Raw genomic sequence first — 13,291 nt, 5'->3', positions numbered from 1 at the left:
CTCCGGGACGACCCGGCGCACCTGTGGGCGCTGACCTACTCCGTCGCCGACGCACAGAAGTCGGCGGCCGTCCGTGAACTCGTGAAGTACTGGGCGCGGGCGCAGACTTCGGGAGCACTACGGCCTGCCGCGTCCCGCCGCGGCACCCGTCCGCTGAGGGCGGCCGAGGGCGGCCCCGTCAGGCGCAGCCCCAGGCGGACATCCCCTGCATCCGGGCCAGGCGCTCCGCGACCGCGATCTGCTCGGCGCGGGTGGCGAGGTCCGCGCGCGGGGCGTACTGGAGGCCGCCGGCCGCGATCCAGCTGGACCGGGCGAACTGCAGCCCGCCGTAGTAGCCGTTGCCGGTGTTCGCCTGCCAGTTGCCGCTGGACTCGCACGCGGCGATGGCGTCCCAGTCGGTGCGCGACGGCACCGACGGCGCGGCCACCGCTTCGCCGGTCGCGCCGAGGGCGGTGGCGGCGACCAGGGTCACCGCGGCGGTGCGGATCCTGCGGCCACGCGAACCGCGCACGTCGCTCTGACGATCATTTCGTCTACAGATCATACGAAGACTGATACCTCAGACGACCGCCCACCGCCGCGCCGACGGTCGCGTCTTGGGCCGGTCGGAGCACACTTCGTCCCCCGTCCGTCACCCGTCTCACGGCGCCGACCGTACGCGCCCCTCGCCGTCCGGCACCGCCGCCTCGACGGCGAGGTAGTCCGGGACCGCCTCCTTGTCGACGAGCCGGTTGAGGCGGCTCGGGACGTCGAAGCCGATCAGCAGGATCACCACGAGGGTCAGCGAGAAGGTGAGCACGGCGAGCGACTGCCCCAGGGACATGGTCGAGGCGAGCCGGGCGCCGAGCACCGGGGCGACGGCGCCGCCCAGCGCGCCGACGTTGTAGGTGAAGCCCAGGGACGCGGCCCGGGTCCCGGTCGGGAAGTGCCCGGCGATGAACTTGGGCAGCAGCCCGGAGATGCCCTGCATGCAGGCGAGCATCAGGAACAGCAGGATGCCCAGCTGGAGTTGGCTGTCCCGGATCGCGAAGACGGGGAAGACGAATACGATGCCCACCGCCAGGGTGCAGGCGTACGCCCGGCGGGTGCCGAACCGGTCGCCGACGAAGCCCGTGACGATGCAGCCCGCCATCGTGCCGAACCCGGCGTAGTAGAGCGCGTCGCTGACCTGTGCCGGGCTGAAGCCCAGCTCGGTCTTGAGGTAGGTGGGCAGCAGGGCCTGGACCGGCCAGCTGTAGAGGAAGGCGCAGAACACGGTGACGCAGAGCGCGACGAACAGCACCCACCGCCGGCGGCCGCCCAGTTGCACCGCGAAGGCGAGGAGGCAGGCCGTCGCGAGGACGGACAGGACGGGTACGGCGCCCGCGCCGAGCGGGGTGAACACCGCGAAGAGGGAGCCCGTGGCGAGGACCACGAGCACCGTGTTGACCGTCGCCCGGCGGCGGCCCGCGAACAGCGGCCGAAAGGGGTTGGGCCGCTCCCCGGTGGCCCCCACCCGTGCCTCCCAGTCGTCGGCCTCGGGCAGCGCCCGGCGTACCCACAGGGCGACGACGACGGGGAACAGGCCGATGTAGAACAGCCAGCGCCAGCCGTGCCCGGGTACCACGTGTTCGTAGGCCTCGGCCGCCAGGACGCCGCCCAGCGAGAACCCGGAGATGAGGAAGCCGGAGGCGCGGTTGCGCAGCCGGGCGGGCCAGCTCTCCAGGACGTAGGTGGCGCTGGCGCTGTACTCGCCGGCCATTCCCATGCCGATCAGCAGGCGGGCCGTGAACAGGCTGGTGTAGTCCCAGGCGAAGCCGCAGGCGAAGGTGCCGACCGAGTAGAGCAGGATGCTGGCAACCATGGCGCTCTTGCGGCCGAACCGGTCCCCGAGCGCGCCGAGCACCGCGCCGCCGAGCCAGCGGGTGATGAAGGCGCCCGAGACGAGGCTGGCGGACTCGACGGTCGACAGTCCGAAGTCGTCGGCGATCTCGGTCAGGACGAGGGTGATGAGGACGAAGTCGAAGCCGTCGAGGAGGTAGCCGATCCAGGCGGCGAAGAAGGACTTCCACTTCTCCCGGGTGATCTCGCGGTACCAGGGCTCGGAGGTCGGGGTGGTGCGCGCAGATGACATGGCGATCCTATGCGGGTGGGGGACGCGCGTCGGGGACGGAGGCGGGACGGTCGGGCGGGACCGGGCCCGGCGATGCGCCGGCCCCGGTCCAGGGGTCACAGCAGTCCGGCCTCGGTGAGCCGGTCGCGGACCCGGTCCACGGCCGGCGCGTCGAGCGGTACCTGCGGTGCGGCGGTGGCCGGGCAGTCGATGAGGCCCAGCAGATGGGCGGCGGCTTTGAAGGCGCCGAGCGCGCTGGAGCTGCCGCCCATCCGCGCGGGATCGCCCGCGTCGGTGAGGGCGAACAGGGCGGCGAGCCGGTCCTGTTCGGCCCCGGCGGTCGCCCAGTCCCCGGCCCGGGCCGCCTCGTAGAGACGTACGTAGCCGTGGGGGTCGACGTTGCCGAGCCCGGGCACGACTCCGTCGGCGCCGGCGAGCAGCGCGCCGTCGACGGTGAGCTCGGAGCCGGTGAGCACGGTGAAGCCGGGGGTGCCGCGGCGCAGTTCGACCAGCAGGCGGCGCAGGGAACCCTCGTCGCCGCTGGAGTCCTTGAGTCCGGCGAGGGTGCCGTCGCCGGCCAGGTCGAGGACCACCTCGCGCGGCAGCTTGGTGTGCACGGCGACCGGGATGTCGTAGGCGAACAGCGGCAGGCCGGCGCCCTCGCGCACGCGCCGGAAGTGGTCGGCGATCTCCACGGGGTGGGTGCGGGTGTAGAAGGGCGCCGTGGCCACGAGCGCGTCGGCGCCCGCCCGGACCGCGTCGGCCGCCCGGTCCAGGACCCGCGCGGTGGTGGTCTCGATGATCCCGGCGAGGACGGGGACGCGGCCCGCGGCGGCGTCGACGGCGGTCTCCAGCGCGGTCAGCCGCTGGGCGTCGGTGAGGTAGGCGGCCTCGCCGCTCGACCCCAGCAGGAACAGGCCGTGCACACCGGCCGCGATCAGGTGTTCGGTGAGCCGGCGCACCGACCCGGCGTCCACCTCCCCCGTCGGGGTGAGGGGGGTGATGACCGGGGGGACGACGCCGCCGAGCGGCGTGGGGATGGGCATGCGGTACTCCAGGTCGTGCTGTCCTCGCCCGGGACGGTGGCACGCAGCAGCGAACCGAGGCCCTGGTGGCGAGGGACGTAGGATGTCCTACGTCCTGTTAGAGTGACACATGTCGGAGCAGGGGATGTCAAGGGTCGAGAGGGGACACCAGATGCGCTCGGTCGCCGCCGACGCCGAGGAGAAGGTCAAGGAGCTGATCGTCGAACAGGGCCTCGGCCCCGGCGACCCGCTGCCCACCGAGACGGAGCTGATGGAGCGTTTCGGCGTCAGCCGCAACTCCCTGCGCGAGGCGCTCAAGTCCCTCCAGGCCATGCACATCGTCGAGATCCGGCGGGGCTTCGGCACCTATGTCGGGACCATGTCGCTGGAGCCGATGACCGAGGCCATGGCGTTCCGCACGGTGGTCGGGCACCGCCGGGGCCGGGGCAGCCTGCTCGAACTGCTGCAACTGCGCGAGGCCCTGGAGGCGGGGCTCATGCACCGGCTCGCCGGCCGGCTGCCGGAAGAGGACCTGGCCGAGCTGGACGCGCTGGTGGAGACGATGCACACGGAGGTGCGCGAAGGGGGCGAGATCGCGTCCGGCACCGACCGCGCCTTCCACCGGGTGCTGCACCGCTCGCTCGACAACGACCTGCTCAGTGAGCTGCTCGACGCCTTCTGGAGCGCCTTCCACCGGGTGCGCGCCCAAGCGCGGGGGATCGGCGCGGCGGCCGACGGCGAGGAGCTGGCCCGGATGCACGCCAGGATCGTCGAGGCCGTGCGCGCCGGTGACGCGGAGGCCGCCGAGACGGCCGTGCACCGGCACTTCGACGACATCCGCGGACGGTTGTCGCAGCACTGACCGGTCGGCGGGCGACCCTCGTTCGTGTGAAGAAGCGCGAGGGTGTCCTCCAGTCGGGTGACGGCCGGCCGGGTGCGTCGCCGTGCGCGCTTACCGTTTCGCGGTGACCTCGATCTCCACTGACCCGCGCCCGCTGCGAACCGCCGACCTCGGCACCCTCGTCATCATGTCCTGGAGCCGTGAGACGCCCGATGGGGACGTCCCCTTCCTCCTCGCCTGCTCCCTCGGCGACGGGGAGGGCGGCCCGGAGGCGGCCCCGGCCGCCGTCGAGGGGCTGCTGAGCCGCTCCGGACTGTCGGTGGGCGGCGACACCGTCCTCGACGCGACCGTCCTGTCCGACTTCCCGATCGGCCTGCTCGTCGTACCGGGCGCGGCGGCCCTCACCATGCCGGGGGTCAACGCCCAGTTCGCGCCCACCGCGCAGTGGCGGGCGGCGGCCGACCGGCGGGGGTACGCCTGCCTCATCTTCGCCACGCGCCCCTGGTCCGGGGGCGAGCCCGGCGAGGGCGCCGCGGTCGCCGCCTTCGCCAACCACGAGGACACCCTCGCCTCGGCGGCGCAGGTGGTCCTGCCCGTGCGCAGCCTGCGGACCTGACGCCGGGCGCTTCTCCCGCCCACGGCGCGGCGGCGGGTGGTCTCACGTCCACAACTCGCCGCTGTCGCAGACCCGGGCGCCCATGTTCCGCTCCATCATGCGCAGCGCCGCGTCCGCCAGGTCGGCGTGGATATGGGCGACCGCGTCCCGCGGCACGATGACCTGGAGATGGCGGATGTGGGCGTCCAGCGCCGAGTAGAGCACGCACTGCTCGGTCACCTGCCCGCACAGCACGAGCCGGTCGATTCCCTGCTGGTGGAGCAGATAGGTCAGCGGGGTCTCGAAGAACACCGAATGGCGTGCCTTGACCACGAAGAGGGAGGACTCGTCGGGCTTCAGCGGCTCGACGAGTCGGGAGTGCGGCCCGGAGAGGGCCTTGTCGAGGATCTCGCCGTGGTGCGAGCGCCACTCCCCGAAGTTGTCGTTGACGTAGATCACGGGGACGCCCTGCCGCCTCGCCCGGTCCAGCAGGCCGGTCACCTTCGGCAGTACGGATTCCACGGCGGGGATCAGGAACTCGGCGTCCTGGTGGTCGTAGGTGTTGATCATGTCGATGACGATCAGTGCGGTCTTGCCCATGCCGCACAGGTTGCCACCGGACGGCGGTGAAACCCTGTGCACCCGCCGACCGCGGGTCGGCCGGCCGCCCGGCTCACCACAGGGCCCGCTCGGACGGCTCCGTCCCGTTTCCCTTGGGCGGAAGCCGCTCCCAGGGCGCCGGTCCCCCGCCCTCGCACCAGTCGCGCAGCCGTTCCTCGTTCACGCAGACTATGCCGCACCACTCGGCGTAGTCGGCGGCCGGTGCGGTGAAGTCGCTGCTGGTGACGAGGACCGCCACGTCGGCCCCGTGCACGGTGAAGCAGGTGCCGCCGAAGCGCTGGAGGTCCTGCGAGCCGACCTTGTTGTCGTCGGCGTAGCGCTTGCACTGGATGACGACCCGCCTGCCGTCGGGAGCCACCGCCAGCACGTCGGCCCCGAGATCGCCCGCCCCGCCCACGACCTCGACCTCCGTGCAGCCGTCACGCCTGCACAGGTCCGCTATCGCCTCCTCGAACTCCTCGGGGCTGAGCCCCTCGTGCTCGGCGCGGACCACCACGGTGGCCTCCTCGGCGCACGCGCGCTCCACCCCTTCCGCCCGTCCCTGCTCCAGTTCGTCCAGCACCGTCGCCGTGGCCGCCGCCAGGGCGTCCGCGGTAAGCACGGCCGCCCGCGCGGCGGAGCTCCGGCTCCGCGCGCGGCGGCGCAGGAGGGCGGCCGTGACCGCCCCGAGGACCAGGACGAACACCAAGGCGGGCCGCCGCTGCGCCACATCGAACGCCATGCGCACGACCCAGCCCACCAGGACGAGGGCGACGGCGGCGAGGGCGAACGTCACGGTCGTCGCCCGGAGGTCGAAGCGACGCCCCAGGCGTCCGCCGCGGACAGGGCGTTCGGGCACGGTCACGTCGGTGGTTCCTCCCGGGTGGACGACATGAAGATCACGTACGTCTTGTGCCCAAGAACCACCGGTTCAGCGTCCGTTCATGACACGCCGTCGGATGGCCCATCCGAGCCGTCGGGGAATATGTCCGGCATACCTTTCGGAATATGAAGAAATGCCATGTCGTGTACCTGGTGTGCACCGCAGCCGTGATCGGGACGGGGCTCGGCGCTGCCCCGGCGTCCTCCGTCCCCAGGACCCATCTGGTCCACCCCGGGCAATCGATCCAGAAGGCGGTGGACGCCGCCGCACCGGGCGACACCGTTCTCGTCACCACCGGCACCTATCGCGAGAGCGTGAAGGTCAGCACCCCCGGTCTCACCCTGCGGGGCATGGGCCGCTCCACGGTCATCACGCCCAGCACCCGGAAGGCGGCCGGCAACCGGTGCGCCGAGGACGGCAACGGCATCTGCGTGATCGGCGCGAAGGACCGGAACGTCAAGGGCGTCACCGTCTCCGACCTGACGGTGACCGGGTTCACCCACACCGGTGTGTTCTCGATCGCCACCGACGGGCTGACGGTCCGGAACGTGAACGCGGTGAAGAACGGCGTCTGGGGCATCGCCCAGGAGCGCTCGGTCCACGGGATCATCCGCGGCAACACCGCCCGCGACAACGGCGACGCGGGCGTCTTCCTCGCCAACGCCATCAAGGCCGAGGAGGGTTCCGCCGACACCGAGGGCACCCTCGTGGCGCACAACCGGCTCGAGGGCAACAGGATCGGTGTCACCGTCCGGCGCCTGCGCAACCTCGCCGTCGCGGGCAACCACATCACCGGCAACTGCGCCGGCGTGTTCGTCGTGGGCGACGAGAACACGCCCAAGGCCGGTGACCTGGTCGTGCGGGACAACCACGTCCTGCGCAACAACAAGTCCTGCCCGAAGACCGAACGCCTGGAGGCGCTCCAGGGCTCCGGCATCGTCCTGACCGGTGTCGAGAAGGTCCTGGTCGCCGACAACACGGTCGAGGGCAACTCGGGCAAGTCGTCGATGTCCGGCGGCATCGTCCTGGCCGCGAGCATGGTGGGCACCGCCAACTCGAAGAACCAGGTCAACGGCAACCGGCTGAACCAGAACTCCCCCGCCGACCTGGTCAACGCCGGGACCGGCGACACCGGCAAGAGCAACACCTTCACCGGCAACACCTGCGGCGCCTCCAAGCCCGCGGGTCTGTGCTGAGCCGGCCGTAGTCACCCGTGGACCGGACGAGGCCCATGGACCGAAGAAGGAAGGAAAGCGGCACATGACGACCGCACAGACTGCCCCACCCCCGCCCATGCGGCTGAGGGAGCTCGTGTTCGGGGCGGCATGTGCCGCCGCCCTCCGCGCGGCCGCACGGCTCGGCGTCGCCGACGCGCTCGGCGACTCCCCCATGGCGGTGGAGGACCTCGCCGCCGCGGTGAAGACCGAGCCCAAACCGCTGCGCCGGCTGCTGCGCGCCCTGACCTGCTACGGCGTCTTCACCGAGCACCGGAACGGGACGTTCGCGCACACCGACATGTCCCGCCTGCTGCGCGAGGACGACCCGCACAGCCTGCGCAACATCACCCTGTGGTGCACCGAACCGTGGACCTGGGACGCCTGGCCGCTGCTCGACGAGGCGGTGCGCACCGGCTCCAACGTCGTCGAGGGCCTGTACGGCAAGGAGTTCTTCACCTACCTCAACGAGGACGCGCCCCAGTCGGCGGAGGTCTTCAACCGCGCCATGACGACGTCCAGCCGGCAGTCCGCCCAGGACGTCGCCGCGCTCCTCGACCTGTCGGCGAGCGGCTCGGTCGCCGACATCGGCGGCGGCCAGGGGCACGTGGTGGCGAGCCTGCTGGAGAAGTACCCGGCCATGCAGGGGACCCTGCTCGACCTGCCGCGGGTGGTGGAGAACGCCGACCCCCGGCTGCGCGAGGGCGGTGCGCTCGCGGACCGCGTCCGCATCGTGCCGGGCGACTGCCGCGAGGCCGTCCCCGTGCGGGCCGACGTGTACGTCATCAAGAACATCCTGGAGTGGGACGACGACAGCACGGCCCGCGCGCTGCGCAACGTCATGGCGGCCGGCGGTCCGGGGGCCCGGGTCGTCGTCATCGAGAACCTGGTCGACGACACCCCCTCGATGCGGTTCAGCACCGCCATGGACCTGCTGCTGCTCCTGAACGTCGGCGGTGCCAAGCACACCACCGACAGCATGGTCGGCCGGCTGACCGAGGCGGGGCTCGTCATCGACGACATCCGCCCGGTCAACCCGTATCTGCACGCCTTCGACTGCACCGTGCCCGAGTGAGCCGAACCGGCCGACGCGTGCGGGGGGGGCGTTCAGGCGTCCGGCGCGCGCCGGTCGGTGACCAGCTCCATCCGGGCGCCCTCGAGCGCGCGGACGAGTCCGCCGTCGGTCGGGGAACCGGCGTCCGTGAAGCCGTCCAGGAGGGTCGTCAGCTCGGACACCCGGTCGGCGTCCGGCAGGCCGAGGGTCACCGCGGGATCGCCCTCGTGGAGGTCGCCGCGCACGTCGACCAGCCGCACCACGACGTCGTCGCGCTGGAAGATGGTGCTGCACAGGACGGGGCTGCGGGGATCCCCGGCCGCCGCCTCGTCGTGCTCGGCGAGCAGCTCGGCCAGCCGCATGCCGCAGCCCGGCCGGGCCGGGTAGGACAGCGCGTGCCGCTGCGCCTCGCCCCGCTGCTCGCCCGCGGTCACGTGGTGGACGGCGGGCAGCGCCGCCCGCGTGTAGAACACCCGGGCGGACTCCGGGTCGCCGAGGTCCCGGTCCTGTTCCAGGTACGGGTTGATGGCCTCCTCCACGGCCCGCACCTCGGGCTGTTCGGCCACGTGCCGCAGCGCGGCGAGCAGGTCTCCGCGCACCTCGATCGCCCGCACCACCCGGTTGCCGTGCAGGAACAGGGAGGTACGGCACAGTCGCGTGCTGTCGTCCACCCGCGGCTCGGGGGAGGCGTAGTCGGCGAGGATCTTGCCGACCGCCTCCTCGCTGCCCGGTTTCACCGTGAAGGTGAGCGCGTGCCGGATGAGGCCGTCGCCGACCCGCGGCGCGGCCTGGAGCCCGCCCCGGGAGGCATCGGCTCCGGCCGCCGGACGACCGGTCTCCCGGACCACGTGGAAGCGGAGCGACCTGGTGTCCCGGACACAGCTGTGCAGCGGCTTGACCATCCGCACGTGCTCCTCGCTGCTCACCCAGTTCAGGAACGGCGGTGCGCTCTCCCACTCGCTGGTGATCAGCCACTGGGAGGGGTTCTCGATGGACTGGCACAGCTGCTCGCCGATGTGCCCGGGGACGGACTCGACGTGGCTGCGCAGGTTCTCGTACGTCTCCAGGAACTGCTGCTGGGCCCCGTCGTAGACCTCGACCAGCAGGACGACCCTCAGGCGGGAGCCGTCGAAGACGGACTGGGAGACCTGGTGCGACAGCTGTCGCGTCAGCGATTCGGAAGCAGGGGTGGATGTGGTGGTCATCCTGCGCACATCTCCTTCGCGGGGGCGGAACGGAACGTCGGCCGCGGTGATGCGACGCCGGCTTGCCTCGATCCTGTGCCCGGCTCGGACGGCGCGCGACCGGTGTGCACTGCGCGGGTGACCGGTGCCGCGGAGGGCCGGTGGGCGCGGGTTCAGGCGAGGTGCGCGAAGACGACCAGGTTGTCCGTGTAGTCCTTGGCCTTGTGGTCGTAGTCGCCCGCACAGGTGATGAGCCGCACCTCGGGACGGTCGGCGTCGCCGTAGACCCGGTCGCTCGGGAACTCGTCCTTGGCGAAGGTCTCCAGGCTGTCGACCACGAAGGTCGCGGCACGCCCGTCCGCGCGCTCGACCCGGAACTTGTCGCCCTTGTCGAGCTGGTCGAGGCGGGCGAAGACGGCGGCCGACGTCTTCGTGTCCACGTGCCCGGCGATGATCGAGGTGCCCTTCTCGCCGGGGGAGGCGCCCTTGGCGTACCAGCCGACCAGGTTGGTGTCGCCGGCCGGCGGCGGCTGCAGCTGCCCCTTGTCGCCGATGGCGAGGTCGGTGAAGGGGGCGTCGACCGAGATCTCGGGGATCAGCAGGCGCACCGGTTTCGACCGGGGCAGGACTGCGGTTCCCGCCGCGCCGGTCGCGGAGGGGGCGTACGGAGCGGACGGGGCCGACGAGGCGGTCGTGCCGGGGTGGGCGGGCAGCGGGGGGCGGGCGGAGTCCGCGGACGTGTCGTTGCCGCCGACGAGGCTCACCGCGAGGATCAGCAGGGCCACGGCGCACAGCACCATCAGACCGGAGCGGGACCCCTGACCGGTCGTCGTGTCGTCGTCGGCTGGGGCGGGGGCGGAAGGGGGGACTGACATCGGGGACGACCTCACTGGGGCACGGCGGCGGGGCGGACTCGGAGGGCGGCGGGAGCGAGCCGGGCCGCCCCGTGGTTCCTGGGTGGCGGCCCGGCTGCTATCGCGCCCGGCACGGCTTACGCCACTCCGTGAGCCGACTTCTTGCGTCGGACGGCGTACAGGCCGGTCGCGGCGACGGCCAGGACGGCCAGCCCGCCCGCGGTCGTGGTCGGCGAGGCCAGGCCGCCGCCGCCGGTGTGCATGCCGCCGCGCGGCTTCTCGTGCTCGCCGCCGCCCCTGGAGCTCTCGCCCTCGTCCTGCTGGTAGGTCTGCGAGCCGCCTTCCTTGGACTCACGGCCGCCGCCGTCCCAGTCGCCCTCGTTCACCGCGGTCAGGGCGCCGCCGCCGGTGTGCATCCCGCCGCGCGGCTCCTCGTGCTTGCCGCCCTTGTCGTGCTCCTCGCCGGAGGACGCCTTGTCGTGGTCCCAGTCGCCCTCGCTCACCGCGGCGAGCGCGCCACCGCCGGTGTGCATCCCGCCGCGGGGCTCGTCGTGCTTGCTTCCGTTGTCGTGCTCCTTGCTGTAGGAAGAGTCGTCGTGGTCCCAGTCGCCACCGGCCGCCGCGTAGGCGCCGGGGGCACCGAGGACGAAGACGGCCGAGGCCGCCGCCGTGGTCAGGAGCATGCGAGCAGAGCGCATCTGAGATTCCTTCCGTCACGACCGGGCAGCTGGTGCTTCGTCAGCTGAAGTGACCCGGCCCCGACGTGAATCACCGTCAGCCCACCGCCCGTCTCGCACCACTCAAGGCGCTCAGCCGGGTGAACACCCCGCCCGTTCGGGTGCCGGGGACACGGTGGCCGGGGGCGTGAACACCGCCGGTGGACAGCTGAGTTGGGCCGGTCCGGACGGAGTGTCACCCCGCGAGGACCGTCACCCCCACCCGGCGCAGCGCCCCGGGACCCGCTACTCCCCAGGGTCCGTGCGGGTCGGGTCCCGCACCTCGGCCTCCTGGCGGCGGGAGCCGGGGGCGGCCCGGTCGGGGGCGGCCTCGCTCTGCCCGGACTGGGGCGGCGGGGGCGGCTCCGTGTCGCCGGGGGCGCCCATACCGGCGTCGGGCAGGCGCAGGGCGAGCAGGGCGACGTCGTCGCCGCGGGGGGCGATGCGCGCGAGCAGTTCGTCGCAGAAGTCGTCCACGCTCCATCTGCCCACCCGGCCGGCCAGTGTGCCGGCGTGGTGGCGGAGCTGGTCCATGCCCACGTCGATGGGGCGGTCACGGCTCTCCACCAGGCCGTCGGTGTAGAGCAGGAGGATGCTCTCCGGCGGGAGGTCCTCGCGCGTGTCGGGCCAGTCCAGGCCGAGGCGCAGGGTGGCGCTCATGCCGATGAGCGGGCCGTGGCCGCCCTCCAGGAAGCGCGTCGCGCCGTCCCGGGTGATCAGCAGGGGCGGTGGGTGGCCGGCGTTCACCCAGTGCAGCCGCCAGGGGCCGCCCTCGGCGCCTTCGACGCGGGCGAAGACGAGGGTGGCCATGGGGGCGTCGCTGGTGTTGGTGACGGCTTCGTCCAGACGGCGCATGATCACGCTGGGCGGCTCCTGGTGGTCCCAGGCGAGGGCGCGCAGCATGTTGCGGACCTCGGCCATGTGGGCGGCGGCCTGCAGGTCGTGTCCGACCACGTCCCCGATGACCAGGGTCATCACCCCGTCGCCGAGGAGGAAGGCGTCGTACCAGTCGCCCCCGACCTCCATGGCGCGCTCGGCGGGCCAGTAGCGGGCGGCCATCCGGAGGTGGTCGACCTGCGGAAGCGGGGTCAGGAGCTGACGCTGCATGGTCTCGGCGACGTTCTGCTGCTCGTGGTAGAGCCTGGCGTTGTCCAGGACCATTCCGACGCGGCGGCCGATGTCCGCCAGCAGGGCGACCTCGGCCTCGCTGTGGGCGGGGCGCTCCCTCGCACGGGCCACGGTCAGCACTCCGTAGGACCGCTGCCGGGTGCGCAGGGGGATGGCGACGGCCGCGTGACCGCCGAGCCGTTCGAACAGCACCCGGTGGGTGGCGGCGAGCGGGTGCTCCGGGTCGTGGAACAGTTGGTCGGCGGTCAGCGGTACGGGCCGGTCGCCCTTGATGAGCAGGGTCAGCGCGGCGCGGGCCTGGTCCGGCAGCGAGGTCATGGGCCCGCGCAGTGCTCGGGCCCCCTCCGGCTCGTCGCTGCTGCGGACGGCCACCCGTTCCAGTACGTCCGACTGGCCCGGGTAGACGTCGACCGCCGCCCACTGGCCCAGTTCCGGCACCAGCAGCCGTACGAGGCGGCGGAGGGTGGTGGAGGTGCGCTCGGTGGGGACCAGCACGGTGGAGATCTCGGCGACCAGGTGCAGCTGGGCGGTGAGGTTCTCCAGGGCGGTGGTCCGCGCCTCGGTCTCCTCGGCGGCGCTGCGGTGCAGGCTGAAGTCGTGGAAGACGAGCACCAGACCTTCCTGCCGTCCCCCGCGGACGAGGGGGGTGGTGGCCCAGATGATGGGGACCGTGGTGCCGTCGGCCCGCTGGAAGTACTCCTCGCTCCCCTCCTCGGCGGGCACGCCGTGCAGGGGGCGGCGCAGGGCGCAGCGCTCGCGCGGCACGGGGCTGCCGTCGGCGTGCCGGTGCAGGAGGTCGTGCGCGTCGTGCCCGAGCATCTCCTGTTCCCGCCGTCCCAGCAGCTGCTCGGCCCAAGGGTTCACCGAGGTGATCCGGGCGGTGGGGCCGAGGGTGAGGACTCCGGCGCCGAGCGCGCGCAGGACGGCGCGGGAGAAGTCGGACTCCGCGGGCTCCGCGGACTCGGGCGCGTCCTGGGGCCCGGCCGCCGCGGCGTGCCCTGGTTCCTCGCCGTCCCGGTGGCCCGCCCAGCGTGACGTCACGACCCTCACAGCCTTCCGATGCCGTCCACTGCGCCAGGTTCCCCGAGCGGACGGGGACGAACCG

General features: G+C 72.7%; 13 protein-coding genes. 4 read left to right on the top strand and 9 right to left on the bottom strand.

What is annotated here, in order from left to right:
* Positions 1 to 178: 178 nt before the first annotated feature.
* The 3 genes from rpfE to IE94_RS0114670 form a co-directional block, all read right to left on the bottom strand.
* Complete coding sequence (gene rpfE / locus IE94_RS0114680) at positions 179 to 544, bottom strand: resuscitation-promoting factor protein RpfE (protein ID WP_030183584.1); 366 nt, start codon at positions 542 to 544, stop codon at positions 179 to 181.
* 96 nt (positions 545 to 640) lie between these two features.
* Complete coding sequence (locus IE94_RS0114675) at positions 641 to 2,113, bottom strand: sialate:H+ symport family MFS transporter (RefSeq protein WP_030183582.1); 1,473 nt, start codon at positions 2,111 to 2,113, stop codon at positions 641 to 643.
* 95 nt (positions 2,114 to 2,208) lie between these two features.
* Positions 2,209 to 3,138 carry a dihydrodipicolinate synthase family protein gene (locus IE94_RS0114670; protein ID WP_030183580.1) on the bottom strand — a complete coding sequence of 310 codons (930 nt, stop codon included), beginning with the start codon at positions 3,136 to 3,138 and terminating at the stop codon, positions 2,209 to 2,211.
* 124 nt (positions 3,139 to 3,262) lie between these two features.
* Here IE94_RS0114670 and IE94_RS0114665 point away from each other — a divergent pair, with 124 nt between their 5' ends.
* Positions 3,263 to 3,979 carry a FadR/GntR family transcriptional regulator gene (locus IE94_RS0114665; RefSeq protein ID WP_245235255.1) on the top strand — a complete coding sequence of 239 codons (717 nt, stop codon included), beginning with the start codon at positions 3,263 to 3,265 and terminating at the stop codon, positions 3,977 to 3,979.
* Positions 3,980 to 4,082: 103 nt separating this feature from the next.
* The gene (locus tag IE94_RS0114660) at positions 4,083 to 4,574 is read left to right on the top strand and encodes a DUF5949 family protein (protein WP_030183576.1); all 492 of its coding nucleotides are present in this window, start codon (positions 4,083 to 4,085) and stop codon (positions 4,572 to 4,574) included.
* A gap of 42 nt (positions 4,575 to 4,616) precedes the next feature.
* Here the strand turns inward: IE94_RS0114660 and IE94_RS0114655 are convergent, their stop codons facing one another.
* Together IE94_RS0114655 and IE94_RS0114650 are read right to left on the bottom strand one after the other, a co-directional pair.
* Positions 4,617 to 5,153, bottom strand: coding sequence for a cysteine hydrolase family protein (locus tag IE94_RS0114655; protein ID WP_030183574.1), 537 nt, complete (start codon positions 5,151 to 5,153; stop codon positions 4,617 to 4,619).
* Positions 5,154 to 5,226: 73 nt separating this feature from the next.
* On the bottom strand, positions 5,227 to 6,018 hold the full coding sequence (locus tag IE94_RS0114650) for a restriction endonuclease (protein ID WP_030183572.1): 792 nt from the start codon (positions 6,016 to 6,018) through the stop codon (positions 5,227 to 5,229).
* 143 nt (positions 6,019 to 6,161) lie between these two features.
* On the opposite strand from IE94_RS0114650, the gene IE94_RS0114645 reads away from it, so the two are divergent.
* Both IE94_RS0114645 and IE94_RS0114640 read left to right on the top strand, forming a co-directional pair.
* On the top strand, positions 6,162 to 7,232 hold the full coding sequence (locus IE94_RS0114645) for a right-handed parallel beta-helix repeat-containing protein (RefSeq protein WP_030183570.1): 1,071 nt from the start codon (positions 6,162 to 6,164) through the stop codon (positions 7,230 to 7,232).
* A 64-nt stretch (positions 7,233 to 7,296) separates the two neighbouring features.
* The gene (locus IE94_RS0114640; RefSeq protein WP_030183568.1) at positions 7,297 to 8,325 is read left to right on the top strand and encodes a methyltransferase; all 1,029 of its coding nucleotides are present in this window, start codon (positions 7,297 to 7,299) and stop codon (positions 8,323 to 8,325) included.
* Between the two features lie 32 nt (positions 8,326 to 8,357).
* Here IE94_RS0114640 and IE94_RS0114635 read toward each other — a convergent pair whose 3' ends face one another.
* From IE94_RS0114635 to IE94_RS0114620, 4 genes are all read right to left on the bottom strand, one after another.
* The gene (locus IE94_RS0114635; RefSeq protein ID WP_030183565.1) at positions 8,358 to 9,509 is read right to left on the bottom strand and encodes a SchA/CurD-like domain-containing protein; all 1,152 of its coding nucleotides are present in this window, start codon (positions 9,507 to 9,509) and stop codon (positions 8,358 to 8,360) included.
* A 152-nt stretch (positions 9,510 to 9,661) separates the two neighbouring features.
* On the bottom strand, positions 9,662 to 10,363 hold the full coding sequence (locus IE94_RS0114630; protein ID WP_030183562.1) for a class F sortase: 702 nt from the start codon (positions 10,361 to 10,363) through the stop codon (positions 9,662 to 9,664).
* A gap of 116 nt (positions 10,364 to 10,479) precedes the next feature.
* Complete coding sequence (locus IE94_RS0114625) at positions 10,480 to 11,040, bottom strand: hypothetical protein (protein WP_030183560.1); 561 nt, start codon at positions 11,038 to 11,040, stop codon at positions 10,480 to 10,482.
* 264 nt (positions 11,041 to 11,304) lie between these two features.
* A complete protein-coding gene (locus IE94_RS0114620; RefSeq protein ID WP_037922681.1) occupies positions 11,305 to 13,227 on the bottom strand; it encodes a SpoIIE family protein phosphatase in 1,923 nt (640 codons plus the stop codon).
* Positions 13,228 to 13,291: the final 64 nt, after the last annotated feature.

Source organism: Streptomyces violaceorubidus (genome assembly GCF_000717995.1).
GTDB classification, from domain to species: domain Bacteria; phylum Actinomycetota; class Actinomycetes; order Streptomycetales; family Streptomycetaceae; genus Streptomyces; species Streptomyces violaceorubidus.
This window is presented reverse-complemented; position numbering and strand designations above follow the sequence as displayed.

Bases quoted from the DNA above. Each gene is read 5' to 3' on its own strand.
- rpfE (WP_030183584.1), bottom strand. From the start codon at position 544: ATGATCTGTAGACGAAATGATCGTCAGAGCGACGTGCGCGGTTCGCGT.
- IE94_RS0114675 (WP_030183582.1), bottom strand. From the start codon at position 2,113: ATGTCATCTGCGCGCACCACCCCGACCTCCGAGCCCTGGTACCGCGAG.
- IE94_RS0114670 (WP_030183580.1), bottom strand. From the start codon at position 3,138: ATGCCCATCCCCACGCCGCTCGGCGGCGTCGTCCCCCCGGTCATCACC.
- IE94_RS0114665 (WP_245235255.1), top strand. From the start codon at position 3,263: ATGTCAAGGGTCGAGAGGGGACACCAGATGCGCTCGGTCGCCGCCGAC.
- IE94_RS0114655 (WP_030183574.1), bottom strand. From the start codon at position 5,153: ATGGGCAAGACCGCACTGATCGTCATCGACATGATCAACACCTACGAC.
- IE94_RS0114645 (WP_030183570.1), top strand. From the start codon at position 6,162: ATGAAGAAATGCCATGTCGTGTACCTGGTGTGCACCGCAGCCGTGATC.
- IE94_RS0114640 (WP_030183568.1), top strand. From the start codon at position 7,297: ATGACGACCGCACAGACTGCCCCACCCCCGCCCATGCGGCTGAGGGAG.
- IE94_RS0114635 (WP_030183565.1), bottom strand. From the start codon at position 9,509: ATGACCACCACATCCACCCCTGCTTCCGAATCGCTGACGCGACAGCTG.
- IE94_RS0114630 (WP_030183562.1), bottom strand. From the start codon at position 10,363: ATGTCAGTCCCCCCTTCCGCCCCCGCCCCAGCCGACGACGACACGACG.
- IE94_RS0114625 (WP_030183560.1), bottom strand. From the start codon at position 11,040: ATGCGCTCTGCTCGCATGCTCCTGACCACGGCGGCGGCCTCGGCCGTC.